At 66.8% G+C, this 21,608-nt stretch carries 20 protein-coding genes and 3 pseudogenes; 9 read left to right on the forward strand and 14 right to left on the reverse strand.

Going from position 1 to position 21,608, the window contains the following annotated elements; all coding sequences use genetic code 11:
• Positions 1 to 10: 10 nt before the first annotated feature.
• Positions 11 to 1,108, reverse strand: coding sequence for a ferredoxin reductase (locus ACFTWF_RS33375; protein ID WP_378465364.1), 1,098 nt, complete (start codon positions 1,106 to 1,108; stop codon positions 11 to 13).
• Positions 1,109 to 1,462: 354 nt separating this feature from the next.
• On the opposite strand from ACFTWF_RS33375, the gene ACFTWF_RS33380 reads away from it, so the two are divergent.
• Positions 1,463 to 1,753: a hypothetical protein gene (locus ACFTWF_RS33380; protein WP_378465365.1), complete on the forward strand. Its 291-nt coding sequence runs from the start codon at positions 1,463 to 1,465 to the stop codon at positions 1,751 to 1,753.
• A gap of 91 nt (positions 1,754 to 1,844) precedes the next feature.
• Here the strand turns inward: ACFTWF_RS33380 and ACFTWF_RS33385 are convergent, their stop codons facing one another.
• The 3 genes from ACFTWF_RS33385 to gvpO all read right to left on the reverse strand — a co-directional run bounded on the left by ACFTWF_RS33385 (position 1,845) and on the right by gvpO (position 3,450).
• Positions 1,845 to 2,564, reverse strand: coding sequence for a hypothetical protein (locus tag ACFTWF_RS33385; protein WP_378465366.1), 720 nt, complete (start codon positions 2,562 to 2,564; stop codon positions 1,845 to 1,847).
• Between the two features lie 132 nt (positions 2,565 to 2,696).
• Entirely contained in the window at positions 2,697 to 2,969 is a 273-nt protein-coding gene (locus ACFTWF_RS33390; RefSeq protein ID WP_378465367.1) for a GlsB/YeaQ/YmgE family stress response membrane protein, read from the reverse strand.
• Positions 2,970 to 3,066: 97 nt separating this feature from the next.
• Positions 3,067 to 3,450 carry a gas vesicle protein GvpO gene (gvpO, locus tag ACFTWF_RS33395; RefSeq protein WP_378465368.1) on the reverse strand — a complete coding sequence of 128 codons (384 nt, stop codon included), beginning with the start codon at positions 3,448 to 3,450 and terminating at the stop codon, positions 3,067 to 3,069.
• A gap of 515 nt (positions 3,451 to 3,965) precedes the next feature.
• Here gvpO and ACFTWF_RS33400 point away from each other — a divergent pair.
• A complete protein-coding gene (locus tag ACFTWF_RS33400) occupies positions 3,966 to 5,405 on the forward strand; it encodes a diguanylate cyclase domain-containing protein (protein ID WP_378465369.1) in 1,440 nt (479 codons plus the stop codon).
• Positions 5,406 to 5,591: 186 nt separating this feature from the next.
• Here the strand turns inward: ACFTWF_RS33400 and ACFTWF_RS33405 are convergent, their stop codons facing one another.
• The 4 genes and pseudogenes from ACFTWF_RS33405 to ACFTWF_RS33420 all read right to left on the reverse strand — a co-directional run.
• Positions 5,592 to 5,759, reverse strand: a complete 168-nt coding sequence (locus ACFTWF_RS33405; RefSeq protein WP_378465370.1) for a hypothetical protein — start codon at positions 5,757 to 5,759, stop codon at positions 5,592 to 5,594.
• Between the two features lie 106 nt (positions 5,760 to 5,865).
• Positions 5,866 to 6,093, reverse strand: a complete 228-nt coding sequence (locus ACFTWF_RS33410) for a gas vesicle protein GvpG (protein WP_378465371.1) — start codon at positions 6,091 to 6,093, stop codon at positions 5,866 to 5,868.
• Between the two features lie 9 nt (positions 6,094 to 6,102).
• Positions 6,103 to 6,663, reverse strand: a pseudogene (locus ACFTWF_RS33415) (GvpL/GvpF family gas vesicle protein).
• A pseudogene (locus tag ACFTWF_RS33420) lies at positions 6,663 to 6,809 on the reverse strand (gas vesicle protein); the annotation flags it as partial. The pseudogenes ACFTWF_RS33420 and ACFTWF_RS33415, both read right to left, overlap by 1 nt.
• A gap of 340 nt (positions 6,810 to 7,149) precedes the next feature.
• Between ACFTWF_RS33420 and ACFTWF_RS33425 the strand changes: the two are divergent.
• Together ACFTWF_RS33425 and ACFTWF_RS33430 are read left to right on the forward strand one after the other, a co-directional pair.
• Positions 7,150 to 7,467, forward strand: coding sequence for a hypothetical protein (locus ACFTWF_RS33425; protein ID WP_378465372.1), 318 nt, complete (start codon positions 7,150 to 7,152; stop codon positions 7,465 to 7,467).
• 411 nt (positions 7,468 to 7,878) lie between these two features.
• A pseudogene (locus tag ACFTWF_RS33430) lies at positions 7,879 to 7,980 on the forward strand (2-hydroxyhepta-2,4-diene-1,7-dioate isomerase); the annotation flags it as partial.
• A gap of 674 nt (positions 7,981 to 8,654) precedes the next feature.
• On the opposite strand, the gene ACFTWF_RS33435 reads toward ACFTWF_RS33430, so the two are convergent.
• The 5 genes from ACFTWF_RS33435 to leuC are packed head-to-tail and all read right to left on the reverse strand — an operon-like array spanning position 8,655 to position 16,194.
• Positions 8,655 to 9,800, reverse strand: coding sequence for an acyl-CoA dehydrogenase family protein (locus ACFTWF_RS33435; RefSeq protein ID WP_378465373.1), 1,146 nt, complete (start codon positions 9,798 to 9,800; stop codon positions 8,655 to 8,657).
• A 43-nt stretch (positions 9,801 to 9,843) separates the two neighbouring features.
• Positions 9,844 to 13,341: an indolepyruvate ferredoxin oxidoreductase family protein gene (locus ACFTWF_RS33440; RefSeq protein ID WP_378465397.1), complete on the reverse strand. Its 3,498-nt coding sequence runs from the start codon at positions 13,339 to 13,341 to the stop codon at positions 9,844 to 9,846.
• Positions 13,342 to 13,397: 56 nt separating this feature from the next.
• Positions 13,398 to 14,174, reverse strand: a complete 777-nt coding sequence (locus ACFTWF_RS33445) for an RraA family protein (RefSeq protein WP_378465374.1) — start codon at positions 14,172 to 14,174, stop codon at positions 13,398 to 13,400.
• Entirely contained in the window at positions 14,167 to 14,784 is a 618-nt protein-coding gene (gene leuD, locus ACFTWF_RS33450) for a 3-isopropylmalate dehydratase small subunit (protein WP_378465375.1), read from the reverse strand. Before leuD ends, ACFTWF_RS33445 begins: the two co-directional genes overlap by 8 nt.
• A gap of 6 nt (positions 14,785 to 14,790) precedes the next feature.
• Positions 14,791 to 16,194, reverse strand: coding sequence for a 3-isopropylmalate dehydratase large subunit (gene leuC, locus ACFTWF_RS33455; protein WP_378465376.1), 1,404 nt, complete (start codon positions 16,192 to 16,194; stop codon positions 14,791 to 14,793).
• A 245-nt stretch (positions 16,195 to 16,439) separates the two neighbouring features.
• Here leuC and ACFTWF_RS33460 point away from each other — a divergent pair, with 245 nt between their 5' ends.
• The 4 genes from ACFTWF_RS33460 (at position 16,440) to ACFTWF_RS33475 (ending at position 20,546) form a co-directional block, all read left to right on the forward strand.
• Positions 16,440 to 16,913 (forward strand): Lrp/AsnC family transcriptional regulator, encoded by a 474-nt coding sequence (locus tag ACFTWF_RS33460; protein ID WP_378465377.1) that lies wholly within the window; start codon positions 16,440 to 16,442, stop codon positions 16,911 to 16,913.
• A 312-nt stretch (positions 16,914 to 17,225) separates the two neighbouring features.
• Positions 17,226 to 18,644, forward strand: a complete 1,419-nt coding sequence (locus ACFTWF_RS33465; protein WP_378465378.1) for an SLC13 family permease — start codon at positions 17,226 to 17,228, stop codon at positions 18,642 to 18,644.
• Between the two features lie 181 nt (positions 18,645 to 18,825).
• On the forward strand, positions 18,826 to 19,248 hold the full coding sequence (locus ACFTWF_RS33470; protein ID WP_378465379.1) for a YciI family protein: 423 nt from the start codon (positions 18,826 to 18,828) through the stop codon (positions 19,246 to 19,248).
• Positions 19,221 to 20,546: an RNA polymerase sigma factor gene (locus ACFTWF_RS33475; RefSeq protein ID WP_378465380.1), complete on the forward strand. Its 1,326-nt coding sequence runs from the start codon at positions 19,221 to 19,223 to the stop codon at positions 20,544 to 20,546. Before ACFTWF_RS33470 ends, ACFTWF_RS33475 begins: the two co-directional genes overlap by 28 nt.
• Positions 20,547 to 20,560: 14 nt before the next feature.
• Here ACFTWF_RS33475 and ACFTWF_RS33480 read toward each other — a convergent pair whose 3' ends face one another.
• Positions 20,561 to 20,776 carry a hypothetical protein gene (locus tag ACFTWF_RS33480; RefSeq protein WP_378465381.1) on the reverse strand — a complete coding sequence of 72 codons (216 nt, stop codon included), beginning with the start codon at positions 20,774 to 20,776 and terminating at the stop codon, positions 20,561 to 20,563.
• A 229-nt stretch (positions 20,777 to 21,005) separates the two neighbouring features.
• Between ACFTWF_RS33480 and ACFTWF_RS33485 the strand changes: the two genes are divergently transcribed.
• On the forward strand, positions 21,006 to 21,593 hold the full coding sequence (locus tag ACFTWF_RS33485; RefSeq protein WP_378465382.1) for a hemerythrin domain-containing protein: 588 nt from the start codon (positions 21,006 to 21,008) through the stop codon (positions 21,591 to 21,593).
• Positions 21,594 to 21,608: the final 15 nt, after the last annotated feature.

The raw sequence follows: 21,608 nt of genomic DNA on the forward strand, positions 1-21,608 counted from the left end.
TCCCTTCATTTCACAACTCGATCTCGATGTCACCTTCCGCGGTGTTGACACACGTCCGCACCACCTGCCCCGCGAGGTCGGCCACCTCACCGGTGCGCAGGTCCCGCAGCCGCCCCGACTTCAGGGTCCCGGTGCAGGTGTGACAGATCCCGATCCGGCACCCGTACGGGAGGGTGGCTCCGGCTTCCTCTCCGGCAACCAGGATCGGAGTACCCCCATCGCACCGGGCTTCAATCTCGCTGTCCAGGAAATGGATGGTCCCGCCCGCACCAGCACCCGCGGAGCCGCCGATGATCGGCTGGAACCGTTCGAGATGCAGCTTGTCGGGATCGCCGTGGGTGTTCCAGTGCTCGACCAGCGCGTCGAGCATCTCGCCGGGACCGGACAAGAACGCCTCCCGCTCTCTCCAATCCGGGCACAGCGCGTCCAGATCGGTCGGTTCCATCCGGCCTTCCGTCTCGGTCAGACGTACCTTCAGGCGGAAGTCCTCGTGCCGACGATCGAGATCGCGCAGGGTGGAGTCGAACATGATCTGCCCGGCGGTCCGGTCGCAGTGCACGGCCACCACGTCCCCGAGGGCGTTGCGGTGGTCGAGGTGGCGCAACATGCTCACGATCGGGGTGATGCCGCTACCCGCGCTGATGAACAGCAGACGGTCCGGCAGCGGTTCGGGCAGCGTGAACACGCCCTCGACCTCGCCGAGCCGGACGATGTCGCCCGGCTCGATCTGCCGGACCAGATAGGGCGAGACCGTGCCGGTGGGCACCACCTTCGGGGTGACGCTGATCAGACCGTCGTCCGCGTGCGGGTCGGACGTCAACGAATACGCGCGCCAGTGGTAGACCCCGTCGATGATCACACCGAGGCGCACGTACTGACCGGCCCGGTGCCCGGCCCATTCGTGACCCGGCCGGATCACCACCGTGGCCGCGGCCTCGCCTGCCGGTTCGATCCGCTCCACCCGCCCTCGCAACTCCCGCGTGGTCCACAGCGGATTGATCAGTTCGAGGTAGTCGTCCGGCAGCAACGGATGGAACAGATGCCGCACCGCCCGCAGGAACCGTCTCCGCGCCTTGGGAACCTTCGGACGCGCACCCCGCTCCGCCATGGCCCCACCGTAGAGCACCCGCGCTCGCACTGTCCGGCGGTTCGCCGAGGTTCGCCCAGGCAACCCAGGGCGGGAGAGTTGAACGCGCCGAGTTCGAGGCGTGTAGTAGGAGTGGGCGTCGCTTCCCGGCGGCGCACCCGAAATGAGAATCACCGAAGCGACCAGGATTCGCGCACGACCGAGCTTTGTCGGATTCGCCTATGGAGACGACTTCGCCTGGGTGCGGACGTCGACCCCGCCCTCGATCTCTTCGGCGCGACGGAAGGTACGACCGTGCTCACACAAGCGAAGAACAGGGACCCGAGGCGTCTTCTGGCGACGATTGTCACCCTCGGAGCACTTGCTGCGGTTCCCATGGTTGCAGTGGCACCACCCGCGGCGGCCGCCCCGGTGTCGGGGATCGTGCAGGTCGACAAGAACTGGCAACACCCCCGCGGAGGGGACGACGAGGACCAGGACGAGCAGGACGAGAACGAACTCGGCCCCTTCGGTGGTCTGTTCGGTCAATCCAATCCGTTCGGCGACCTGCTCGGCGGTCTGTTCGGTGGATCCAATCCGTTCGGCGGCCAGTTCGGTGGAACCAACCCGTTCGGTGGCCAATTCGGTGGCACCAACCCATTCGGCGGTCTGTTCGGCAGCAGCTGAGCCAGCCGGACAACACCGCCGCCGAGCGGGGACGCCCATCGCGGGGGACTACGCACCGCTCGGCGTCCGGGAATCCTGTCCGAGATTCGAGTCAGCCCGGGTTCGACTGCTGCTCAACACTGCCCGTCGACGTGGTTGCGGTCTTCGCCGACTGCCGGGTCGCCGAGCTAGCGGATTTGGTCCGCCGCGGGCGTGCCCGCCCCCTCGATGACTGACGCGGTTTTGCGGCCTCGTCCTCGTCCGCGGTCGGTGTGTCCTCGCTTCGTTCGCCCACGGACGCTGTCGGGTCCCCGGACGACACGGAGGCCGCCTTCGCTCGTCCTCGTCTCGCGCGCTTCCCGGGTGGGGTGGGCGAGACGGCCTCCGAGTGGTCGACCTGTCCGTCCTCGTCTTTTCCGGTGCCGGGTTCCTCGTCGGCGGTAGCGTCGGCGTCCGGTGGGTGGGCGCGGTCGCGACGGCGGATCCGCGTCAGTCCGGCCATCAGGTGCTCGCCGCCGGTCACGAAGCTCGCTCCGCCGGCCCGGAGGCGGTCCCGGAACGAACTGATATGCCCGCCGGCGGCTTCGGTCTCGGCCGCGGCGGCGGTCGCTGTGGCGTCGAGCAGTTCGCTGCGGGCCTGCTCGCCGAGCTTGGCGATCTCCGGGGAGGAAGCCAGCAACTCCGATCCCCGGGCGAGCAACTCACGGGGTCCCCGAGGGGTTCGCCCGCCTGCTCGGGCGAGCGTCACAGCCGTCGTCAACTGGCGTGTGCGCCCCAGCAGGTATCCGGCGCCGACCGCTGCGGCCAGTTCCTTTTTCGTTGTCGTTGTCATGATCGAACCTCTTGCTGTCTCTCGCCGGCGCGTTCAGGAGGGGCACGCCGGTGCGCGCGGGGCGTACTCGGCGACTACCCGGCGCTCGGGGCACCCAATCACCGGCGCCCGCGCAAGTCGGCGTGTGTCGGGTCAGTGGTGTGCGCGGCGGCCGGTGACTGCCCTGATCGCAAACAACACGATCACCGCACCGAACAGACACGTCAGGAAGCTGAAGAAGAGCCCGCCCCCTGCGACGTCGACGCCGACCAGTCGGAGGAGGAATCCGCCGAGCAGTCCACCGACGATGCCGACGACTATGTTGAGGAGGATGCCTTGTCGGGCGTCGGTGCCCATGATCTTGCTGCCGATCCAACCGGCCAGTCCGCCGATGATGATCCAGCCGAAAATTCCCAATCCAAGCATCGTGCGGTCCTTTCCGAGGCGTCAGTGCGGTGGTGACCTCAGAGGCGCTCTGTTTGGCGGAAAACTCGAAGGTGTAGCGGTGACTGCTGCGTCGCGATCACGACACGGCAGAAGCGGGTAGTGGACCAGGTGAGGTCTCGCCGGTGTCCTCCGGTTTCTCGGTACTCTCCGAGCCGCGAGGGTCCTTGTCTCCACGCCTGTAGCGTCGGATCCGCCGGTACGACCGTACGAAGCCCCTTGGTCCGACCTCGACTTCGTAAAGGCCCAGGATGTCCGTTGCGGGTGGGACTCTCCAGACTTCGACGACCTCGACCGAGACGGTCCATCCCTCGTCGTTCGGAATCACCGCGACGGCACCGTTGCTGGTCTTGTCGGTCAGGTCCTCGAGGCACTGGACGGCAATGGTGGCGGCTTCCTGCACGGTCACCGACAGCGGTGCGTTCGTCTGCATCGGACGACCCCGGGATTCGTCTGCGCTCATGTCCTCTCACCTCGACTTACTGATGTGACAGCGGACCGTTCGCGAATGCGGCGGGCCGGGGTGCGGCGGGAGGTGGCATCGGTCGTACCTGCCGCGGTGAGCGAGGCAAGGACCACGATCAGCGAGGCCGGAGGTGAGGGGGCCATCGACGGGCATGTTCGATCCAGCACGAGATTTTTCTTCGTACATACCGCGTTCCCCCGGGCGTCCTACGGCAAACCGGATGCAGCGTACGTACTCGTTCCGCGGTCCTCACGGTGATCGAGCACCCGCCCGGCAACGCGGTCGCCTCCCCCGAGATGCGGACCCTGTCGCCGGCACGAGGGTTGGGAACTGGCGCGAGGGACCGTCCCTCGGGTGGTGATGCAGGGTTGCCTTGCCGTGAAACGAATTCGGCGGCCCATGCGACATATCTATTCAACGAAACATGCTGCGCCAGAAAGAAACCAACCGGTCATGATCCAATTTTCCAAAGCCAAATCGGAACCACTGTGCAGTCCGGACTTCCCGGCAAAGTGACCGGAGACGAAACGGGGTCGTTCCCCGGCGGGGAAGCGTCAGCGCAGCTGGTCGCCGCGTTGGAATGCGCTCCGATGCCGGTGGGGATGTGGGACTTCAGCTCGGGTCGCCTCCGGTATCTCAACCCTGCCGCGGCCACCCTGCTGGGGTTCCCGGACGGCTTCGAGGTGTCCACTCGGACGACCACCGACCTCTGCACCGGCACCACAGCGGCGCAGGCACCGGAAATCAGTGCGGCACTGACCGGACGAGGGCGCTGGTGCGGACGGACGGAATTGCGAAAGTTCCGCACCGGAACGCCGATCCCGGCGGTGCTCTCAGTCTTCGTGACCGAGCGCGACGATCACCGGCGCCCGACGCTGATCGCGGCTATCGCCGGGGAATCGCCCATTGCGAATGAGACGGCACAACCGCTGCTCGCCGCACTGGCGGAAGCCGACCGCCGGTGCCGAGAACAACAAGCACTCGCCGAGCTGAGCCGGCTCGCGGTCACCGCCGACCTCGACACCGTCCTGGCCGCCGCGACGGCAACGGTCACCGCGCAGCTGGGGGCGCGGTGTGCGGCGGTGGCCCGGGTGGCCGGAACCGGAGGGGCAGCGCTGACGGTGCTCGGTTACCAGGGGCGCGGACCGCGCCCGACCACCGTCGCCGCCGGCAGTGGTTCGCTGAGCGGGTACGCGGCCGTCGAGGCCGCGGTGGTGTGCTGCCCGGACCGCGCCCGGGAGCGTCGGTTCACTACCGCGGACATGGCCGCGCGCGGATTGCGCGGCGGCATCGGTGTGCCGATCGGCCACGATCCGATTTGGGGAGTGCTGACCGTACACGGCGCCCGTCCGCGTCGGTACCGGGAGCATGAGGTGGCGTTTGCGTGTGCGGTGGCCTCGGTGCTCTCTGCCGCTGTCGGTCGAATCGAAGTGGAGGAGCGGCTGCGGCATCAGAGCCTGCACGACCCGCTCCCCGGGTTACCGAACCGCACCCTCGCGTTGGAGCGACTCGCTGCCGCCCTCGATCACGCAGCCCGGACGGGGTCCCGGGTCGCGGTGCTGGTGATCGATCTCGACAACTTCCGGCACCTCAACGCCCGACTGGGGCATGCCGGAGGCGAAGCCGCCCTGGTACGACTCGCCGATCATCTCCGGTCCGCGGTCCGGCCCGCCGACACCGTGGCGCGGTTGGGTGGCGACGAATTCTTGATCCTGTGCCCGGCCGTCGCAGGCTCCGCGGACGCGACCGCAATCGCCGAGCGGATCGCCCACCTGGACCCATACCCGGGTGCCGCACCGGTCACCGCGAGCGTCGGCATCGCCGTCACCGGTACCACCGTCGCCCCGCACGAGCTGATTCACCTTGCCGACCAGGCGATGTATCGGGCCAAAGCCATCGGGCCCGGCCGCTACGCGCTGCATCATCCCGATACGCGCGAGCCGAACCGTTGATTCCCGTTCCCGGCGCCGTGGGAGGCCGGATACCCCGGCGGGAGCGCCCGATCAGACGTGCGCCGGCGCGTCCGGGTGGTCGGGGGATCCGACAACCGCCTCTTCGCTAGCATGCGTCACATGACGGCGATGATGTCGCTACCACTGAGCGCGCTGAGACTCGGCTACCGGCTCGCGCGCCTGCCCTTACGGCTGGCGGAGGACGTGACCGCGTCCGAACACGTCGGAACGTTCGCGTACAGGTGTGATCGTCTCGCCGCCCGCGTGCTCCGAGACGAGAGTTTGCTGCTCGTGGACCATGAGCACTCGAGTGTGATCCGCCTGCAGGAGTACCGCGACCGATTGCGGTGCCACAGGAACTCCTCACCGCCGTGACCGAGCGGCCTGCGACCGACCGACGACACGTGTGACCACCCACCGCACCGCACGACCCAGCGGTGTGACCGCGAGGGCGGAGAGATCATCCACCCCCGGTCATCTGGTCGAGGATCGCCTGTTGTGCCTGCAGTTCCTCCTCCTCGGTGATCTCCCCCCGCTCCCGGGCCTCCTCGAGTTCCTCGAGCGCCCGGCGGGCGCGCGCCGGATCGTGCAGTTCCTGCTCGACCTGCCGCTGGATCAACTCCGCCAGCGAGATGACCCCCTTGACCGGCTGCAGCGGCAACGTGACGATGAACGACAACAAACCCATATCTCAGTCCTACCCTTCCGGCCGCTGTGTCACCACGAAGTCGTACGCCGCCTGCGGTCCGAGCAGCTTTATCTCCACCCGACCGTCCCACCGCCGGGCCAGCTCGCCGACCACCTCGTCGAGCTCGCCCCGACGCTCGCGTTGCTCACCAACTCCCCGAGCGCCATCCGCGCGTCGCGGCCGGCGTCCTCGGACTTGTCGCGGATTTCCTCGCGCAGCGCCGCCGCCTCCTCGTTCTCCTCGTTCTCCTCGTTCTCCTCGTTCTCCTCGTTCTCCTCGTTCTCCTCGTTCTCCTCGACGATCTCCCGCAGGATCGCCTTCTCGACGTACCGACCTTTGACGTTGTACTGGGCCTTTCCCTGCAGTTGTTCGAGCGCGGAGGCGAACTCGTCCGCGTGCGCCGACAGCAGTCGACAGTTCACTGACCAGCGCGGCGATCTCACCGTGCGCGACGACGCTCACCGTGCCGTCCGCGACCCCGGTCGCCTCCTCGGCGATCTCGATGTCGGCCGGGACGATGCCGTAGACGTACACAGCGGTCGTCTGTCTCGTCCGGTCCGAGGTGGCCATCACCGGTCACCCCGCGTCGACTTGCGCGTCACTCGTTCCCGCTTCGATTCGTCCCCGCCGCCGAGGAAATCGCCGAGTTTCTCGCCCGCCGACTCGAGCGCACCCGTCGTCTTGTGCTTGGCGGCCCCCTCGATGACATCGGCCAGGCTGCTCGAACTGGGTCCGCCTGCCGTGGTCATGGTCGTACTCCTCGCTTCGGTTCACCCACAGCAGCTCCGCACCGTCCCGCAGGTTCTGCGCACGCACTCCCTGTGAGCTATCGGACTACCCGGAACGGGCGCGGTTCAATCCGTCGAAGATGGAACGGGACTGGACAATTCGGCGGAGTACCCCTGCCGGTTTGACCTGTGGGTTTCAGGGCAATCGTCACCTGTTCACGAAACGGTGCCTGACATCGGCGCGGAAGCCTCATCGCCACCGCTCCCGCGCCCCTCTTTCGGAGCCCGTTCACTGCAGGAGTCGGGGACTTCCACGGATGAGGTGAGCATGATGAACAAATTTGCAGCACGCACGGCCATCGCGTCGGCCGTGATCGCTCCCGCGATGGTTCTCGCGGCGGGGACCGCGACAGCGGTGCCCACATTAGGTGTCGGCGCGGGTGCGTCGGGCGAAGTGACCGTCACGGTGCCGGCCGGTGAGAACTGGACCTGCTTCGGCTTCGACTCCGGGTTCAAGCTCGAGAGCGGTGCCTTCGCGCCCGGTGTCGGGAGGCTGAGCGGTTTCGCGAAGGACTCGACCGTCACCGTCTTCTGTTTCGGCGGCACGCCGCCGTTCTTCTTCACCGGCAGCGTGAAGGTCACATAACCCCGTCGGCCGCCCCCGGGGCCACGGGCGCGAGGGTCTCCGGGGCGGTCTCCACCCCGCCTCGGCCGCGTGCGGTCCGCTCCCTGGTCCTCCATCGAGATTCAGGACGTTCGGGCCGTGCGTAGGTCGGTGACCTGCGCGTACGGTGAATTAATGAAGACGAGATCATCTGGGGACGAGCTCGCCCGCCGGCTGACCGAGCGGGAGGAAGTGCAAGTCGACATTCTCGAACTCGAGGGCCGGCTGGCGAAAGCCCGGCGCCACCTCGATGAGGTATCCGCAGAGATCGACTCCCTCCGGGCACATCGAACACCACCGACATAACTACGGTCGCACCCGCGAGCCGGATTCGATACGTGGGCTGAATTGCCGACCGAGTCGCCAATTATGCGCAAAAGCTATTTTCGGCGAACCCCCAAGGGCGTCGGTCCACTCGCCCCCGGCCAACGAGTAGAGGTCACCGTCGAAGGAATCGGCACGCTCGGCAATCCCGTCGTGGCCGGTCGACCATGACCGGGAGCGTCTCGATCTCACCGCACGCCGCAGTTTGCGGGCGTCGGGAGCCCGCCCGTCAGGACTGAAACCCTCTGTTTGCCAACGCTTTCTGTGCTCGCGCCGATCGAGGCCGCTCGTCGCCTACGACATCGATTCCACGGGGGCGGACACCCGGCTCGCCTCCAGCGGTGTCCTTCCGTCACGAGACCCTCGGTCGCGCGGCTCGGGTAGACCCGGAGTGGACGAGAATAGCCGGAAGACTCCTCTCCTACGTCCTCACCCAGGACCTCGCACGTGTCCTGCGTGTAGCCGACGCACTCGATACCGGAATGACCGGCATCAACCGGGCGTCGTCAGCAACGCGGCAGGGCACGGTGAGGGATCCACTAATGGGATAGCGACCGGACTGAGGATCCGACAAGTCCGTGAGAATCAGGCACCGAGATGGCAGTGAAACCCCGTAGGTCGGATGAAGATAGAGGTGACACCGAGCTGTGGAACCTGCATGGGATGTCCCTTGCCGGAACAGTCACCAGACGAGCTTTACGGGACGCCGGCAGGTCAGGGCTTCCGGCAACGGGCGCTTTCAGCACGCATTAGGCAACATTCCTCGGTCGGTGGACGGCGGTTGAGCCGATCACAGACACGGACCTGTGGTCGGCGACGCGCCGTCATGTACCCCCACGTCTTGCCTACAGTGATTTCGCGATGATTCCCTTCATCACCTCGTTGGCTCCAGCGTAGATTTTCTGGACGCGGGCGTCCTCGTACATCCGGGCGATAAGGTATTCGCGCATGTATCCGTAGCCGCCGTGCAGCTGCACACACCGGTCGATGACGGCGCACTGTTGTTCGGTGAGCCAGTACTTGACCATCGCCGCCTCGGCCGGGTCCAGTTGTCCGGCCAGGTGTTCGGTGATGCAGTGGTCGAGGAATACCTCGCAGGTGCGGGCGATGGTCTGGCATTCGGCGAGTTCGAAGGCGGTGTTCTGGAATTCGAACAGACTGTGCCCGAACGCCTGCCGCGACTTGGTGTAGGCGACGGTGTCGTCGATCGCGCGTCGCATGGCGCCGGACGCCTGCGCGCCGATGATCAACCGTTCCTGTGCCAGCTGCGCCATCAACTGGCCGAAGCCCTGCCCTTCTTCCCCGAGAAGGTTTGTCACCGGGACGCGGACGTCGGTGAACGACAACTCCGACGTGTCGGCGCCGTGCTGACCGACCTTGTCCAGGACCCGCCCGACCTCGAATCCGTGGCAGCCGCGAAGGTCGACGATGAGCAGTGCCACCCCCTTGGCGCCGGCCTTCGGGTCGGTTTTGACCGCCAGCACGATCATGTCGGCGGACGCGCCGTTGGTGATGAAGGTCTTCGAGCCGTTGACGATGTACTCGTCGCCGTCCCGGATGGCGGTGGTCTTGATGGCCTTGAGGTCCGAGCCGGTGCCGGGTTCGGTCATGCCGATGGCGCCGAGGATCTCCCCGGTGGCCATACCGGGCAGCCAGGTCTGCTTTTGCTCCTCGGTGCCGTACTCGAGGACGTAGTGGGCCACGATGCCCGAGTGCACGGAGATGCCGAGGGCGAGGTCACCGGCGTAGCCCTGCGCGTCGAAGACGGCGAGGTCGTGGGCGAACGTGCCTCCTCCGCCGCCGTATTCCTCGGGGATCGAGCAGCACAGGAGGCCGAGTTTTCCTGCCTCGATCCACACGTCGCGGTCGATGCGGTGCTGGGCGTCCCACTTGTCGTTGTGGGCGACCACTTCGCGTTCGAAGAACCCGGCAGCGAGGTCGGACAGTGCTTTCACCTCGTCGTCGTGCCACGACGGAACGAACTTCTTCATCCTTGGTCCTTCTCGATCTGTGTTGTGTTCGGCAGGGTCGGTGTCACACGGCCTGCTTCTCGGCCAGTGCCTTCTGCGGGTACGCCTTCAGGAGTGCGGCCAGTTCCTGGTGGTAGGTCTGCACGTTGGCCACCTTGATCTGTTCGTATCCGCGGATGAGGTCGGGCAGTTCGGCGATCTCGACCGCGGCCGCGAGGTTGTGCCGATCGAGCAGGTGCAGGAGCTGCTCGACCGTCTCGCGGTACTCGGTGATCAGTTCACGCTCCATCTTGCGGATGTGGTGGTAGCCGAACACGTCGAGCTTGGTGCCGCGGACCCGGCGCATCCGGTGCAGGGTCCGGAAGCCGGGGTTCACCCAGGAGCCGAGGGAGAGTTTGTTTTTCATGCCCATGGCGCGCAGCATCGGGGGGTGCAGGCGGACGGATCGTTTCGCACCCTTGCCGTAAGCGTCCGCGACTGCGGCGTCGAAGGCGGGATCGAGTGCGAGGCGGGCGACTTCGTATTCGTCCTTGTAGACCATGAGTTTGAACAGGTTCTTCGCGACTGCCTCGGTCAGGGCGGTGGAGTGACCGATGAGCGTTGCTTCGCGTCGGCGTACCGATTCGACGAAGTGGGCGTAGTCGCGGGCGTAGTCGGCGTCCTGGTAGTCGATGAGTTCAGCGGTGCGCAGACCGACGATGCGGGCGAGTTCGGAATCGGCTGCGGCCCGGACCGTGCCGGCGAGGGCGAGGGCTTGAGGGGACGGTGCGGCCGGTTCGACGACGGCCCGCCGGTTGCCCTCGATGGTGGCGGTGAGGGCGTCGGGATCGGCGATGGCCTGGCGGCCGCGGCGGAATGCTTGCAGATTCGCCTCGATCGATACACCGTTGAGGGTGATCGCCTCTTCGATCGCGGCTGCGGTGATCGGCAGGACGCCGGTCTGGAAGGCGGCACCGATCAGGAGCATGTTGGTGTACTGCTCGTCGTCGAACAGCTCACGCGAGAGCAGGGCCGGGTCGAGGTAGATCGCGCGGGCGGTGGCGGCGTCGATGGCCGTGCGGATCGTGCTGATCGCCGGGAAGTGGACGGAGGTGTCGACGACCATCTGCCCGGTGGGGATCTCGGTGGTCGAGACCACCGCGACGGTGTCGGAGTTGTTGGCCACCTTCAGGTTGGTGGGGTCGGTGGCGACCAGGGAGTCGCAGCCGAGATACAGACCGCAGCGGCCCTGCCCGATCTTCGAGGCACTCTCCCGAAGCTGGGCACTGATCTTCAGGTCGGACACCACGGCTCCGCCCTTCTGCGCCAGGCCGGTCTGGTCGAGGCTGCGGACGAACTTGCCGTCGATGACGGCGGCGGTGGCCAGGATCTGGGAGACGGTGACCACGCCGGTGCCGCCGACGCCCATGATCCGCATCCCGAATTCGGTGTCGATGGTGGGAACGGTGGGGGCCGTGATCAGATCGGCGGGGATGGCCGGGACCGGGGTGCGCTGTTCCTTCGGGCCGGGGGTGATGGTCACGAAGGAGGGGCAGTCGCCTTTGAGGCAGGAGTAGTCGAGGTTGCAGGAAGACTGGTGGATGGTGGTCTTGCGGCCGAATTCGGTGTCGGTGGGGTGCACCGAGAGGCAGTTCGACTTTTCGCCGCAGTCGCCGCAGCCTTCGCAGATGCGTTCGTTGATCATCACCCGGGTGGTCGGGGTGGGCAGTTTGCCGCGCTTGCGCTTTCGGCGCTTCTCGGCGGCACATTCCTGGTCGTGCACCAGCACGGTGACCCCGGGAATCGTCGCGAGTTCCTGCTGGACGTCGACGACGTCGTCCCGGTCGCGGACCTCGACGCCCTTGGGCAGTTTCAGTGAGGTGATGCGCTTGCGGTCTTCGGTGGTGACCACGACCTTCTTGACGCCTTCGGCGAGCAGTAGGCGGGTGATCCGGTCCAGCGGCATGGCACCGACCGGGTCCTGGCCGCCGGTCATGGCGACGGTGGCGTTGTAGAGCAGTTTGTAGGTGACGTTTTCGCCGGAGGCGACGGCGGCGCGCAGCGCCAGGCTGCCGGAGTGCATGAAGGTGCCGTCGCCGATGTTCTGGATGAGGTGGTTTTCCTCGAGGAAGGGGGCCATGCCGATCCATTGGGCGCCTTCGCCACCCATCTGGGTCAGTCCGATGACGTCGCCGACCTGTTTGTCGTCCATCATCATCACCATGGCGTGGCAGCCGATTCCGCCGCCGATCAGCGTGTCGGGTGCCACCTTGGTCGAGGAGTTGTGGGGGCATCCGGAGCAGAAGTAGGGGGTACGGCCCAGCAGGGGCAGCGCGATTTTCGAGGCTTTGGGGCGCTGCTTCCACTGCTGCACCGGTTCGATGCCGTACTCGTCGCCGAGACGGCGGCTGAGGGCGTTGGCGATCAGATCGGCGTCGAGCTCACCGAAGATGTTGACCAGGGGTTTGCCGTTCGGATCGGTTTTCCCGATGACCACCGGGGCGTCGGCGCGCCGGTAGAGGATGTCGCGGACCGCGCTCTCGAGGAACGCCCGCTTTTCCTCGACGACGACGATCTCGCCCAGCCCCGCCGCGAATCGATGCACGATCTCGGGGTCGACGGGGTAGATCATGCCGAGTTTGAGGATCCGGATCCCGTACCGGCGCAGGTCGGCAGGGCCGAGTCCGAGCGTCGAGAGTGCCTCGCGCAGATCGAGATACGTCTTGCCGGAGGTGATGATGCCGATGCGGTCGTCGGGCCCGGACTGGACGATCTCGTTCAGTTTGTTGATGCGCGCGTAGTCGAGGGCGCGAGGCAGCCGGTCCATCAGTTGGCTGCGTTCGAGGGTGAGGAGGTTGGGGCCGACGAGGTTGGCGTTCGGGGTGTAGGTGCTCGGTCCGATGTCACCGAAGCTGGGGTCGATTCGGTCCGGGTGCACGACGGCGGAGCTTGCGCCGTCGGCGACGGCGGTGACGATCTTGATCCCTGACCACAGGCCGGTGAACCGGGACAGGAACGGCGCGTGCAGCCCGTAGTCGAGCACTTCCTGCGAGTCGGCCGGGTAGAGGGTGGGGATGAGCAGGTCCGCCATCGCGACCTCGGACGCGCACGCCAGGCTGGAGGACTTTCCGCCGGGGTCGTCGCCGACGAGGGCGACGGCGCCGCCGCGCGGATCGGTGCCGACGAGGTTCGCGTGGCGGATGGCGTCGGAGGCGCGGTCGAGGCCGGGTGACTTGCCGTACCAGTAGCCGGTGACCCCGTCCGGGCGGAGGTGTCCGATCTGTGGGGCCATCTGGGTGCCCAGCACGGAGGTGGCGGCCAGTTCTTCGTTGACGCCGGGTCGGTGCACGAGATCGTATTCGTCGAGGATTTTGCGTTTGCGGGCGATCTCGAGGTCGTAGCCGGCGAGGGGGGATCCTTCGTAGCCGGAGACGAAAGACGCGGTGCGGTTGCGGCGGCGGCGGTCCAGGATGGCCCGGTCCCGCAGCACGCGCACCAAGGCCTGGATACCGGTCAGGTATACCGATCCTTCTTCGAGGACGTAGCGGTCGTCGAGGGAGAACGTCGACGGGCGGGTCTGCAGGGTGGAGGACAAGGCTGGTTTCCTTTGTGTGATGTCTGTCGGCGGCGCGGGGTGGGTCAGGCTGGGGTGGTGCCCGGAGTCAGCCCGGCGACGAGTTCTTCCAGGGACGCGGCCGTATCGATGCGGGCGATGAACGCGATCTCGGCCTGGTGGGCGTTCTCGCAGACGTCCACGACCCGCGGGACGTCGAAGAACGGAATCACGCAGACGCCGTCGACGTCGGCGACGAGGTAGTCGCCAGGATTGACCAGATGCCCGCACAACGACACCGGTCCGTTCATCTGCATCGTCTCGTAGCGGTAGCGGGCGGCGGCCGGATGCCGGGCGGCGCTCCACACCGGGAGACCGCTGGCGATGATCGAGGCGGTGTCGCGGATCGCGCCGTCGACGAGGCATCCCCCGATTTCCGCCTTGACCGCCCACCGGGCGGACAGCGCACCCATCACCGCGCCGGATCGTGACCCCGAACAGTCCATGACCGCGACGTCGCCGGGTCGACCCAGCCCGTAGAGGTCACGGTCGCCGAAGGTCGTACCCTTCCCGCTCGCTCGGTTCGCGCTCACATCTCCACCGAGCGGGATATAACGCAAGGTCACTGCCGGACCGCACATCCTTGCCTGTTCCGAAACCGGTTTCAGGTCAGTGGAATTGATGACCGCACCGACGCCGAGCTCGTCCAGAGCATCGGCAACGGCGGACGCGGTGTCGGGGATTGCGAGTAACCGTGCTGCATAGTCTTCTGCGTAACGTGGGATCTCGGTGCTCAGGATCTTCGACGGCGGGATAGTGCCCGTCACCCGGGCGCTGACGTCGGTCAGGTCGGTCTCAGGCATGACTGGTCTCCGCGGTGATGGGACGGGCCGTTGTGGGCAGGGTGGGACGGCGGCTGGTTTCGTAGGCGTCGATGTCCTCGACGTCCCGCAGGGTCAGGCTGATGTCGTCGTAGCCGTGGAGCAGCCGCCACCGGGCGTTGCCGTCGAGTTCGAACGGGTAGCTCGCACCGCTGGCCCGCACTTCCCTGCGAACCAGGTCGACGGTTACCGGACAATCCGGGCGGGCCCCGATCAGGGACCAGAGTTCGTCGATCACCGACTGCTCGAGGGTGACGGTCAGGAGTCCGTTCTTCAGGGAGTTGCCGCGGAAGATGTCCCCGAACCGTGGGGCGAGGACCGCCTTGAAGCCGTAGTTCTGCAGCGCCCAGACCGCCATCTCCCGAGAGGAGCCGACACCGAAGTTCTCCCCGGCCACCAGGATCGTCGCGTTCCGGAAGCCGGGTTGGTTGAGCACGAACTCCGGGTCGAGGCGCCAGTCGTGGAGCAGGGCGTCCGCATACCCCGTCTTGGTGACTCCGACGCAGAAACGCGCCGGGATGATCTGATCGGTGTCGATATCGGAGATTCGCAGCGGCGCAGCGATTCCCGTGTGTTCGGTGAAAGCATCCATCGGTGGTCAGTCCTTCAGGTCTGCGGGCGCGGTCAGGCGCCCGGTGATCGCGGTCGCGGCGGCCACCGCGGGTGAGACGAGATGGGTCATCACGCCCCGCCCCTGACGGCCCTCGAAGTTACGGTTGTTGGTCGACGCGGCCCGTTGACCCGGCCGCAGGCGGTCGTCGTTGAGGGCCACGCACATCGAGCATCCGGAGTACCGCAGCGGGGCACCGGCGGCGGCGAAGATTCGGTCGAGGCCTTCCTCGACGGCCTGGGCGCGGACGGCCTCCGACCCGGGGACGACGAGGACCTCGACGCCCGGTGCGATCCGCCGACCTTCCCAGACTGCGGCGACCTCGCGCAGGTCCTCGATCCGGCCGTTGGTGCACGAGCCGATGAACACCGCGTCGACCTCGATGTCGCGCAGCGAATCCCCCGGGGCCAGCTGCATGTAGGCCAGTGCGCGCTCGGCGGCGGCGCGATCCACCGCCTCGACGAAGGTGTTCGGGTCGGGGACGTGGCCGTCGAGCGGGACGGACTGGGCCGGGGTCGTCCCCCAGGACACCCGGGGCGCGATGGTGGCGGCGTCGATGTGGACTTCCTTGTCGAAGACCGCATCGGCGTCGGAATGGAAGGTGCGCCAGTACTCGGCCTCGTCCTCGAACGCCGCACCGGCCGGCACGTGCGGGCGGCCCCGCAGGTACTCGATGGTGACCTCGTCCGGTGCGATGAGACCGACCCGAGCACCCGCTTCGATGGACATGTTGCACACCGTCATCCGGGCTTCCATCGACAGGGCGCGAATCGCCTCACCCTGGTATTCGATGACATAGCCCTGACCGCCGCCGGTACCGATCTGCTCGATTACCGCCAGGATGAGGTCCTTCGCCGTCGCGCCGGGCGGCAGCATCCCGTCGACGATCACGCGCATGTTCTTCATCGGTGCCATCGGCAGAGTCTGGGTGGCGAGGACGTGCTCGACCTGACTGGTGCCGATACCGAAGGCGAGTACTCCGAACGCACCGTGCGTGCTGGTGTGCGAGTCGCAGCAGACCAGCGTCATTCCGGGCTGAGTCAACCCCAGCTCCGGCCCGATCACGTGGACGATCCCCCGGGCGGAGTCACCCAACGAATACAGTTCGATCCCGAAGTCGCGGCAGTTCCGACGGATGTGGTCGAGCTGCTCGACCGCCGCCGGGTCGGTGATGGTGCGCAACACATCGTCGGTGGGGGTGTTGTGGTCCTCGGTACCCACGGTCAGGTCCGGGCGGCGGACGGTGCGGCCGGCGTCGCGCAGACCCGCGAACGCGGCCGGAGTATTCACCTCGTGCAACAGGTGCATGTCGATGTAGATCAGATCCGGCTCGCCCTCGGCGGAGCGCACGACATGGCTCCTCCAGATCTTGTCCGCCAGCGTGTAACCCATGGTCAGCGCCCGTTCCTTCCCGTAACCCGCGTCCGCTACCGACGCGGTCGCGGTCGGCGGCGTGACGTCGGACGATCACTCGTCGCCCGACCGCGCCTTGCTCGATGTGACACACAACATAGACAGACCTGTACCGTGAGATAAACCGATAACCAGAAATTGCTGCCAAGTGCTCAACTGCAACCGCCGGGCGCGTAGCCGAATGCGCATTTGGACCAATTTCTACCCTCGCGACAGGACGACCAATGGACGGCTTCGACAAACTCGACCTCGACCTGCTCCGACTCCTCGTCGAAGAGCCCCGCGCCGGCGTCCGCGAGTACTCCCGCAGACTCAACATCGCCCGCAACACCGCCCAGGCCCGGATCACCAAGCTGGAGAAGGCCGGCGTGATCGTGACCTGGCGCCCACAGATCAACCTCGCCCCACTCGGCTATGCCGTGATGGCGTTCGTGCACGTCCACATCGCGCAGAGTCAGGTCAACGAAACCCTCGACCGGCTGACCGCCATCCCGGAACTGATCGAGGCCAACACCGTCTCCGGCGAAGGAGACCTGCTGTGCCGGTTCGTCGCCCGCGACAACTCCCACTTCGAGGAGGTGCTGCACGCGGTCATGAAAACCGAGGGCGTGCTGCGCACCCGCTCCGAAATAGTCCTGAGCCGACGTATCTGGCCTCGAACCGTTCCGATCGTGGAGAAGCTCCGAGCCGAGAGCTGAACTGCCATGAATGCGCCGCCCGTCGAGCCTCTGGCCCGGTGTGCGAAAAACAGCTGAACGATCAGAATGATGATTGCTCGAATGCTGAGCCATTGGCTCAACCGGTCACGATCGCGGTGAGCCCTGTTGAGCATCTGGATGCTTTCTGACCTCGTGGGTTGATTCTGTGACTGCCATCACCCTTCAATAGCGGTGTGCAGCGGCGTCACCTGGACCTTCGGGGACCGGGCGCCGCCGCAATCGGCTCACTGCCACCGGCTTCACGCCGGCAGGCGCTCGGATTCCCGGGCATCACCGAAAGGGTTATCTCCGATGGTCTACTTCGTCTCGATCGCGGCGCTGATAGCGCTGTTCGCGATCGGCACCATGACACCCATCAACATGGGTGTGCTGGCGTTCGCCGCCGCCTTCGTCATCGGCGGCTGGCTGTCCGGGCTGTCCATGGACGACATCTTCGGGTTCTTCCCCGGCAGCATCTTCACGATCATCGTCGGAATCACCCTGTTGTTCGGCATCGCCCGGGTCAACGGCACCGTCGACTTGATCGTCTCCGGCGCCCTCACACTCGTCCGGGGCAAACGCTGGGCCATCGTCTGGCTGATGTTCTTCCTCGGTGCCGGCCTGATGACCATGGGCTCGGTGCTCGCCGTCGGCATGCTCGCCCCCATCGCCATGCCGATCGCCAAGCGCTACAAGATCGATCCCCTCCTGATGGGCATGATGATCAGTCACGGCGTGCTCGGTGCCGCCTTCTCCCCGATCACCGTGTACGGGGCATTCACCAACGGCTGGCTGCAGTCCGCGGGCCTGCCAACCAACCCCCTTGCGCTGTACCTGATTCCGCTCGGTCTCAGCTTCGTGCTCGCGCTCGGCCTCTTCCTCGTCCGTGGCCGCGACCTACTCCGCGCGGACGATCAGGTCATCGACGTCGACGACCTCAGCGACCCCGACCAGCCCACTGTGGCCGGCGGCTCCGCGCCGCACCCCCGCGGCGGCGAGCCCGTTCCCTCCGGCGCGAGCACCGGCCAGCACGCTGCCTCCGCACGGTCCGGCGCCGGCCCGATGGTTCTGACCACCGGGTCGCCGCAGCCGACCAACGACGTCGACCGGCTCGAAGAAGTCGAAGCCACCGGATTCACCCCCATTCGCGTCGCCACCCTGCTCGGCATGGTTGCCCTGCTCATCGGATCGGCCGTGTTCCAGATCGACGTCGGGGTGTGTTCGATGGTCATCGCGGCCATCCTCCTCGTGCTCGCCCCCAACAAGCACAAGCCCGCCGTCAACAACGTCACCTGGTCCGCCGTCCTCCTCGTCTGCGGAATGCTCACCTACATGAGCGTGCTCAAAGCGAACGGCACCCTCGAATTCCTCGGTGACGTCGCCGCGTCACTGGGATCCCCGCTACTGACCGCGCTGATTCTCTGCTACGCCGTCGCCGCCGTGTCCGCGGTCGGCTCGTCCATCGGCACCCTGGGCATCGTCCTCCCGCTCGCCGCCCCACTGCTGATGATGGGAGAGGTCGGCCTCATCGGATTCGTCGCCGCCGTATCGTTCTCCGCCGTCATCGTCGACGTCAGCCCCTTGTCGAGCAACGGTGTCATGGTCCTGGCCAATGCCCAAGTCCCCGACCGGGACAAGTTCCAACGCACGCTCTTCAAATACACCGGTTACATCGTGCTCGTCGCGCCCATCCTTGCGTGGCTCCTCGTGGTACTCCCCACCTCGATGTAGTCCCATCATCAACCCCGTCCAACAGATGAAGCGCCGGTCGCCCACTTGTGGGAACCGTGGAACCTACACCAGCCCGCCGGGTTCGAAAAAACTTCTGCGGGTGTGTCGATCCATCCCCCTCCCTGTTCGACCTGAGGATGAGAAGGTCCGAGAGGGCCCCGACATCCGAGGAGACGGAACCATGAAATACATGCTGATCATGCGCGCCACTGACGAGACGTTCGAGGCGTTCCAGAATGTCGATTTCAACGAGATCATGGACGCGATGGGCAAGTTCAACGACGAGATGATCCGCGCCGGTGTGCTGCTCGCTGCCGAGGGTCTGGATCCCGACCCCGAGTCGGGTGTGGTGGTCGACTACTCCTCCGAGACACCCGTGGTGACCGACGGTCCCTACGGTGAGACGAAGGAGTTGTTCGGCGGCTTCTGGATGCTCAACGTCGCGTCGCGGGAGGAGGCCGTCGAGTGGGCCAAGCGGGCGCCGATGGCCGGTCCGGGTGCGAAGGCGGAGATCCGCCGGGTCACCACGATCGACGAGTTTCCGCAGGACAATGTGTGGATTCAGAAGGAGCGGGCGTGGCGCGAAGAGACCGGTCAGCTCTGAGTGGGTCGACGGGCGACGGCCATACCGGGCGTGAGGCCGTCGCCGCGGTGTGGCGGATCGAGTCGGCCCGGATCGTCGGGGCGCTCGCCCGGTACACCGGCGACTTCGCGCTGGCGGAGGATCTCGCGCAGGAGGCGCTGGCCGAGGCGCTCGTGAGCTGGCCTCGCGACGGCATCCCCCACAACCCCGCGGGATGGTTGCTCACGGTGGGCCGTCGCCGCGCGATCGATGCGTTCCGACGGCGCTCCGCCCTCGACGAGCGGTACACGGCCCTCGCCCACGACCTGGGCGAGGGCGGTGCCGCGTCGGGAAGCGCGCCTCCCGATCCGTCCCGGGGCGCCGGCGAGGTGTTATGGGATCCGGATCAGATCGACGACGACATGCTCGCGCTGATGTTCATCTCCTGCCACCCCGTGCTGTCACGGGAAGCGCGGGTGGCACTCACCCTGCGGGTGGTCGGCGGTCTGACCAGCGACGAGATCGCCAAGGTGTTCCTCGTTCCAACCGCGACCGTGCAGGCCCGGATCACCCGGGCGAAGAAGACGCTCGGGGCGGCCCGGGTGCCGTTCGAGGTGCCGCCGGCCGGGGAGCGGTCCGAGCGGCTCGGCTCGGTACTCAGCGTGATCTACCTGATTTTCACCGAAGGGTCGTCGGCCAGTTCCGGGGACGATCTGATCCGCCTCGACCTCGCCAGTGAGGCGCAGCGCCTCGCGCGGGTGCTGAGCCGGCTGATGCCCCGCGAACCGGAGGTCCACGGCCTGCTGGCGCTGCTGGAGCTGACCGCGGCGCGCTTTCCGGCGCGCACCGGGCCGGACGGGGAGCCGGTGCTGCTCGAGGACCAGGACCGTCGTCGCTGGGATCACGCGGCGATCCGCCGGGGACGGGCCGCGCTGGCCCGCGCCGAGGAGGTCGGCCGGGGACTCGGCGCGTACGGACTGCAGGCGGCGATCGCCGAGTGCCACGCCGTCGCCCCGTCCGTCGACGCCACGAACTGGGAGCGGATCGTCCTCGTCTACGAGGCACTCGGCCGGCTGGCGCCGTCACCGGTGGTGGACCTCAATCGGGCCGTGGCGGTGTCCATGGCTCAGGGACCGGCCGCGGCGCTGCCCCTCGTGGACGAATTGGTGGCCGCCGGTGTGCTGGCGAACTCGCATCTGCTGCCGAGCGTGCGCGGGGAACTACTCATCCGCCTGGGCCGCACCGACGAGGCGCGCACCGACCTCGAGACCGCCGTACGGCTGTGCGGCAACGAACGCGAGCGGACCGTGCTCGAACGTAAACTCGCCGGCCTCCCCTGACGGTGTATGAACCGTTACCCCGCCGCCCAGGCTCGGTACGGGTACTCACGATCTCCGCGCAATTCGGGCGAGGCGGCCCGATAGTGATCGACGAGCGAGACCTGTTCGTCCGGAGCCGCCGGGTGCCGCTCGACCCAGTCGACATGGCAGTCGACGTTGCGGTCTTCTGCCAGAGCCTGCTGCTCCCAGTAGATCTCCGACCGCGCCTGCGGAGTTCGCCGAACGTCCATGCGTCGCCCTCCCGGGATTGCCAGGTCAGATCGTCTCCGGGGAACCCGGATCGCGGCGACCGTCACACGCTCGCCGCGATCCGCACCCCACCGCTTCGAGTCTCCACCGCACCTCGAACCCCGGACAGGGCCTTTCGGCCCTACCACTGTGCTCGCCCGAGAGGCACCGTCGTGGTCGGCCCGAAGACGAACGACGACGAAGAAAGTTGCGCGGAACTATCGTCGAATCATGCCTGACATCATCGAATTGATTTTCGAAGATCACGTGTGGTTCCGGCAGCAGTTCGCCACGCTCGACGAACTGAAAGCCGGCCGCAGGCTCGACATCGCCGCGGTCGAGTCGGTGTGGGTGTCGTTGGCGGAGCGTCTGGATCTCCACGCCTCGGCGGAGGAGGAGATCTTCTATCCGCAACTCCTCCGCGTCGGCGACGACGACGCCGAGGCGGAAACCCTCGACGCGATCGGCGATCACAACGACATCCGCGACGGGGTCAGTGATGCCGCCGAGTGGCCCGTCGCGTCCGAGAAGTGGTGGGCGGCCGTCGCCCGCACCCGAGTGGCGAACGACGAACACATGGCCGAAGAGGAACGCGAGGGTCTGGCCGACTTCCGAACGGCATCGAAGGAGCTTCGGGTCTCGCTCGGTCGGAGGTTCGCCGAGTTCTTCGTCGTTCACCCGTCCACATCGGGTGTCGACACCTCGGACAAGGATCCCGAGAAGTACGTCCGGGACGTCGAACAGGAGTTGGACGAGGACGAGGGCAGCGCAGACTCCGGTTCACTCCACATCGGCAGCCTGAAGGGGCAAGTGCAGTGAGATTCCTGCCGATCC

Origin of the sequence: Rhodococcus sp. NPDC056960, assembly GCF_042674125.1 — a bacterium.
Lineage (GTDB): Bacteria > Actinomycetota > Actinomycetes > Mycobacteriales > Mycobacteriaceae > Rhodococcus_F.

Bases quoted from the DNA above. Each gene is read 5' to 3' on its own strand.
- ACFTWF_RS33375 (WP_378465364.1), bottom strand. From the start codon at position 1,108: ATGGCGGAGCGGGGTGCGCGTCCGAAGGTTCCCAAGGCGCGGAGACGG.
- ACFTWF_RS33380 (WP_378465365.1), top strand. From the start codon at position 1,463: ATGGTTGCAGTGGCACCACCCGCGGCGGCCGCCCCGGTGTCGGGGATC.
- ACFTWF_RS33385 (WP_378465366.1), bottom strand. From the start codon at position 2,564: ATGACAACGACAACGAAAAAGGAACTGGCCGCAGCGGTCGGCGCCGGA.
- ACFTWF_RS33390 (WP_378465367.1), bottom strand. From the start codon at position 2,969: ATGCTTGGATTGGGAATTTTCGGCTGGATCATCATCGGCGGACTGGCC.
- gvpO (WP_378465368.1), bottom strand. From the start codon at position 3,450: ATGAGCGCAGACGAATCCCGGGGTCGTCCGATGCAGACGAACGCACCG.
- ACFTWF_RS33410 (WP_378465371.1), bottom strand. From the start codon at position 6,093: ATGGGTTTGTTGTCGTTCATCGTCACGTTGCCGCTGCAGCCGGTCAAG.
- ACFTWF_RS33425 (WP_378465372.1), top strand. From the start codon at position 7,150: ATGATGAACAAATTTGCAGCACGCACGGCCATCGCGTCGGCCGTGATC.
- ACFTWF_RS33435 (WP_378465373.1), bottom strand. From the start codon at position 9,800: ATGAAGAAGTTCGTTCCGTCGTGGCACGACGACGAGGTGAAAGCACTG.
- ACFTWF_RS33445 (WP_378465374.1), bottom strand. From the start codon at position 14,174: ATGCCTGAGACCGACCTGACCGACGTCAGCGCCCGGGTGACGGGCACT.
- leuD (WP_378465375.1), bottom strand. From the start codon at position 14,784: ATGGATGCTTTCACCGAACACACGGGAATCGCTGCGCCGCTGCGAATC.
- leuC (WP_378465376.1), bottom strand. From the start codon at position 16,194: ATGGGTTACACGCTGGCGGACAAGATCTGGAGGAGCCATGTCGTGCGC.
- ACFTWF_RS33460 (WP_378465377.1), top strand. From the start codon at position 16,440: ATGGACGGCTTCGACAAACTCGACCTCGACCTGCTCCGACTCCTCGTC.
- ACFTWF_RS33465 (WP_378465378.1), top strand. From the start codon at position 17,226: ATGGTCTACTTCGTCTCGATCGCGGCGCTGATAGCGCTGTTCGCGATC.
- ACFTWF_RS33470 (WP_378465379.1), top strand. From the start codon at position 18,826: ATGAAATACATGCTGATCATGCGCGCCACTGACGAGACGTTCGAGGCG.
- ACFTWF_RS33480 (WP_378465381.1), bottom strand. From the start codon at position 20,776: ATGGACGTTCGGCGAACTCCGCAGGCGCGGTCGGAGATCTACTGGGAG.
- ACFTWF_RS33485 (WP_378465382.1), top strand. From the start codon at position 21,006: ATGCCTGACATCATCGAATTGATTTTCGAAGATCACGTGTGGTTCCGG.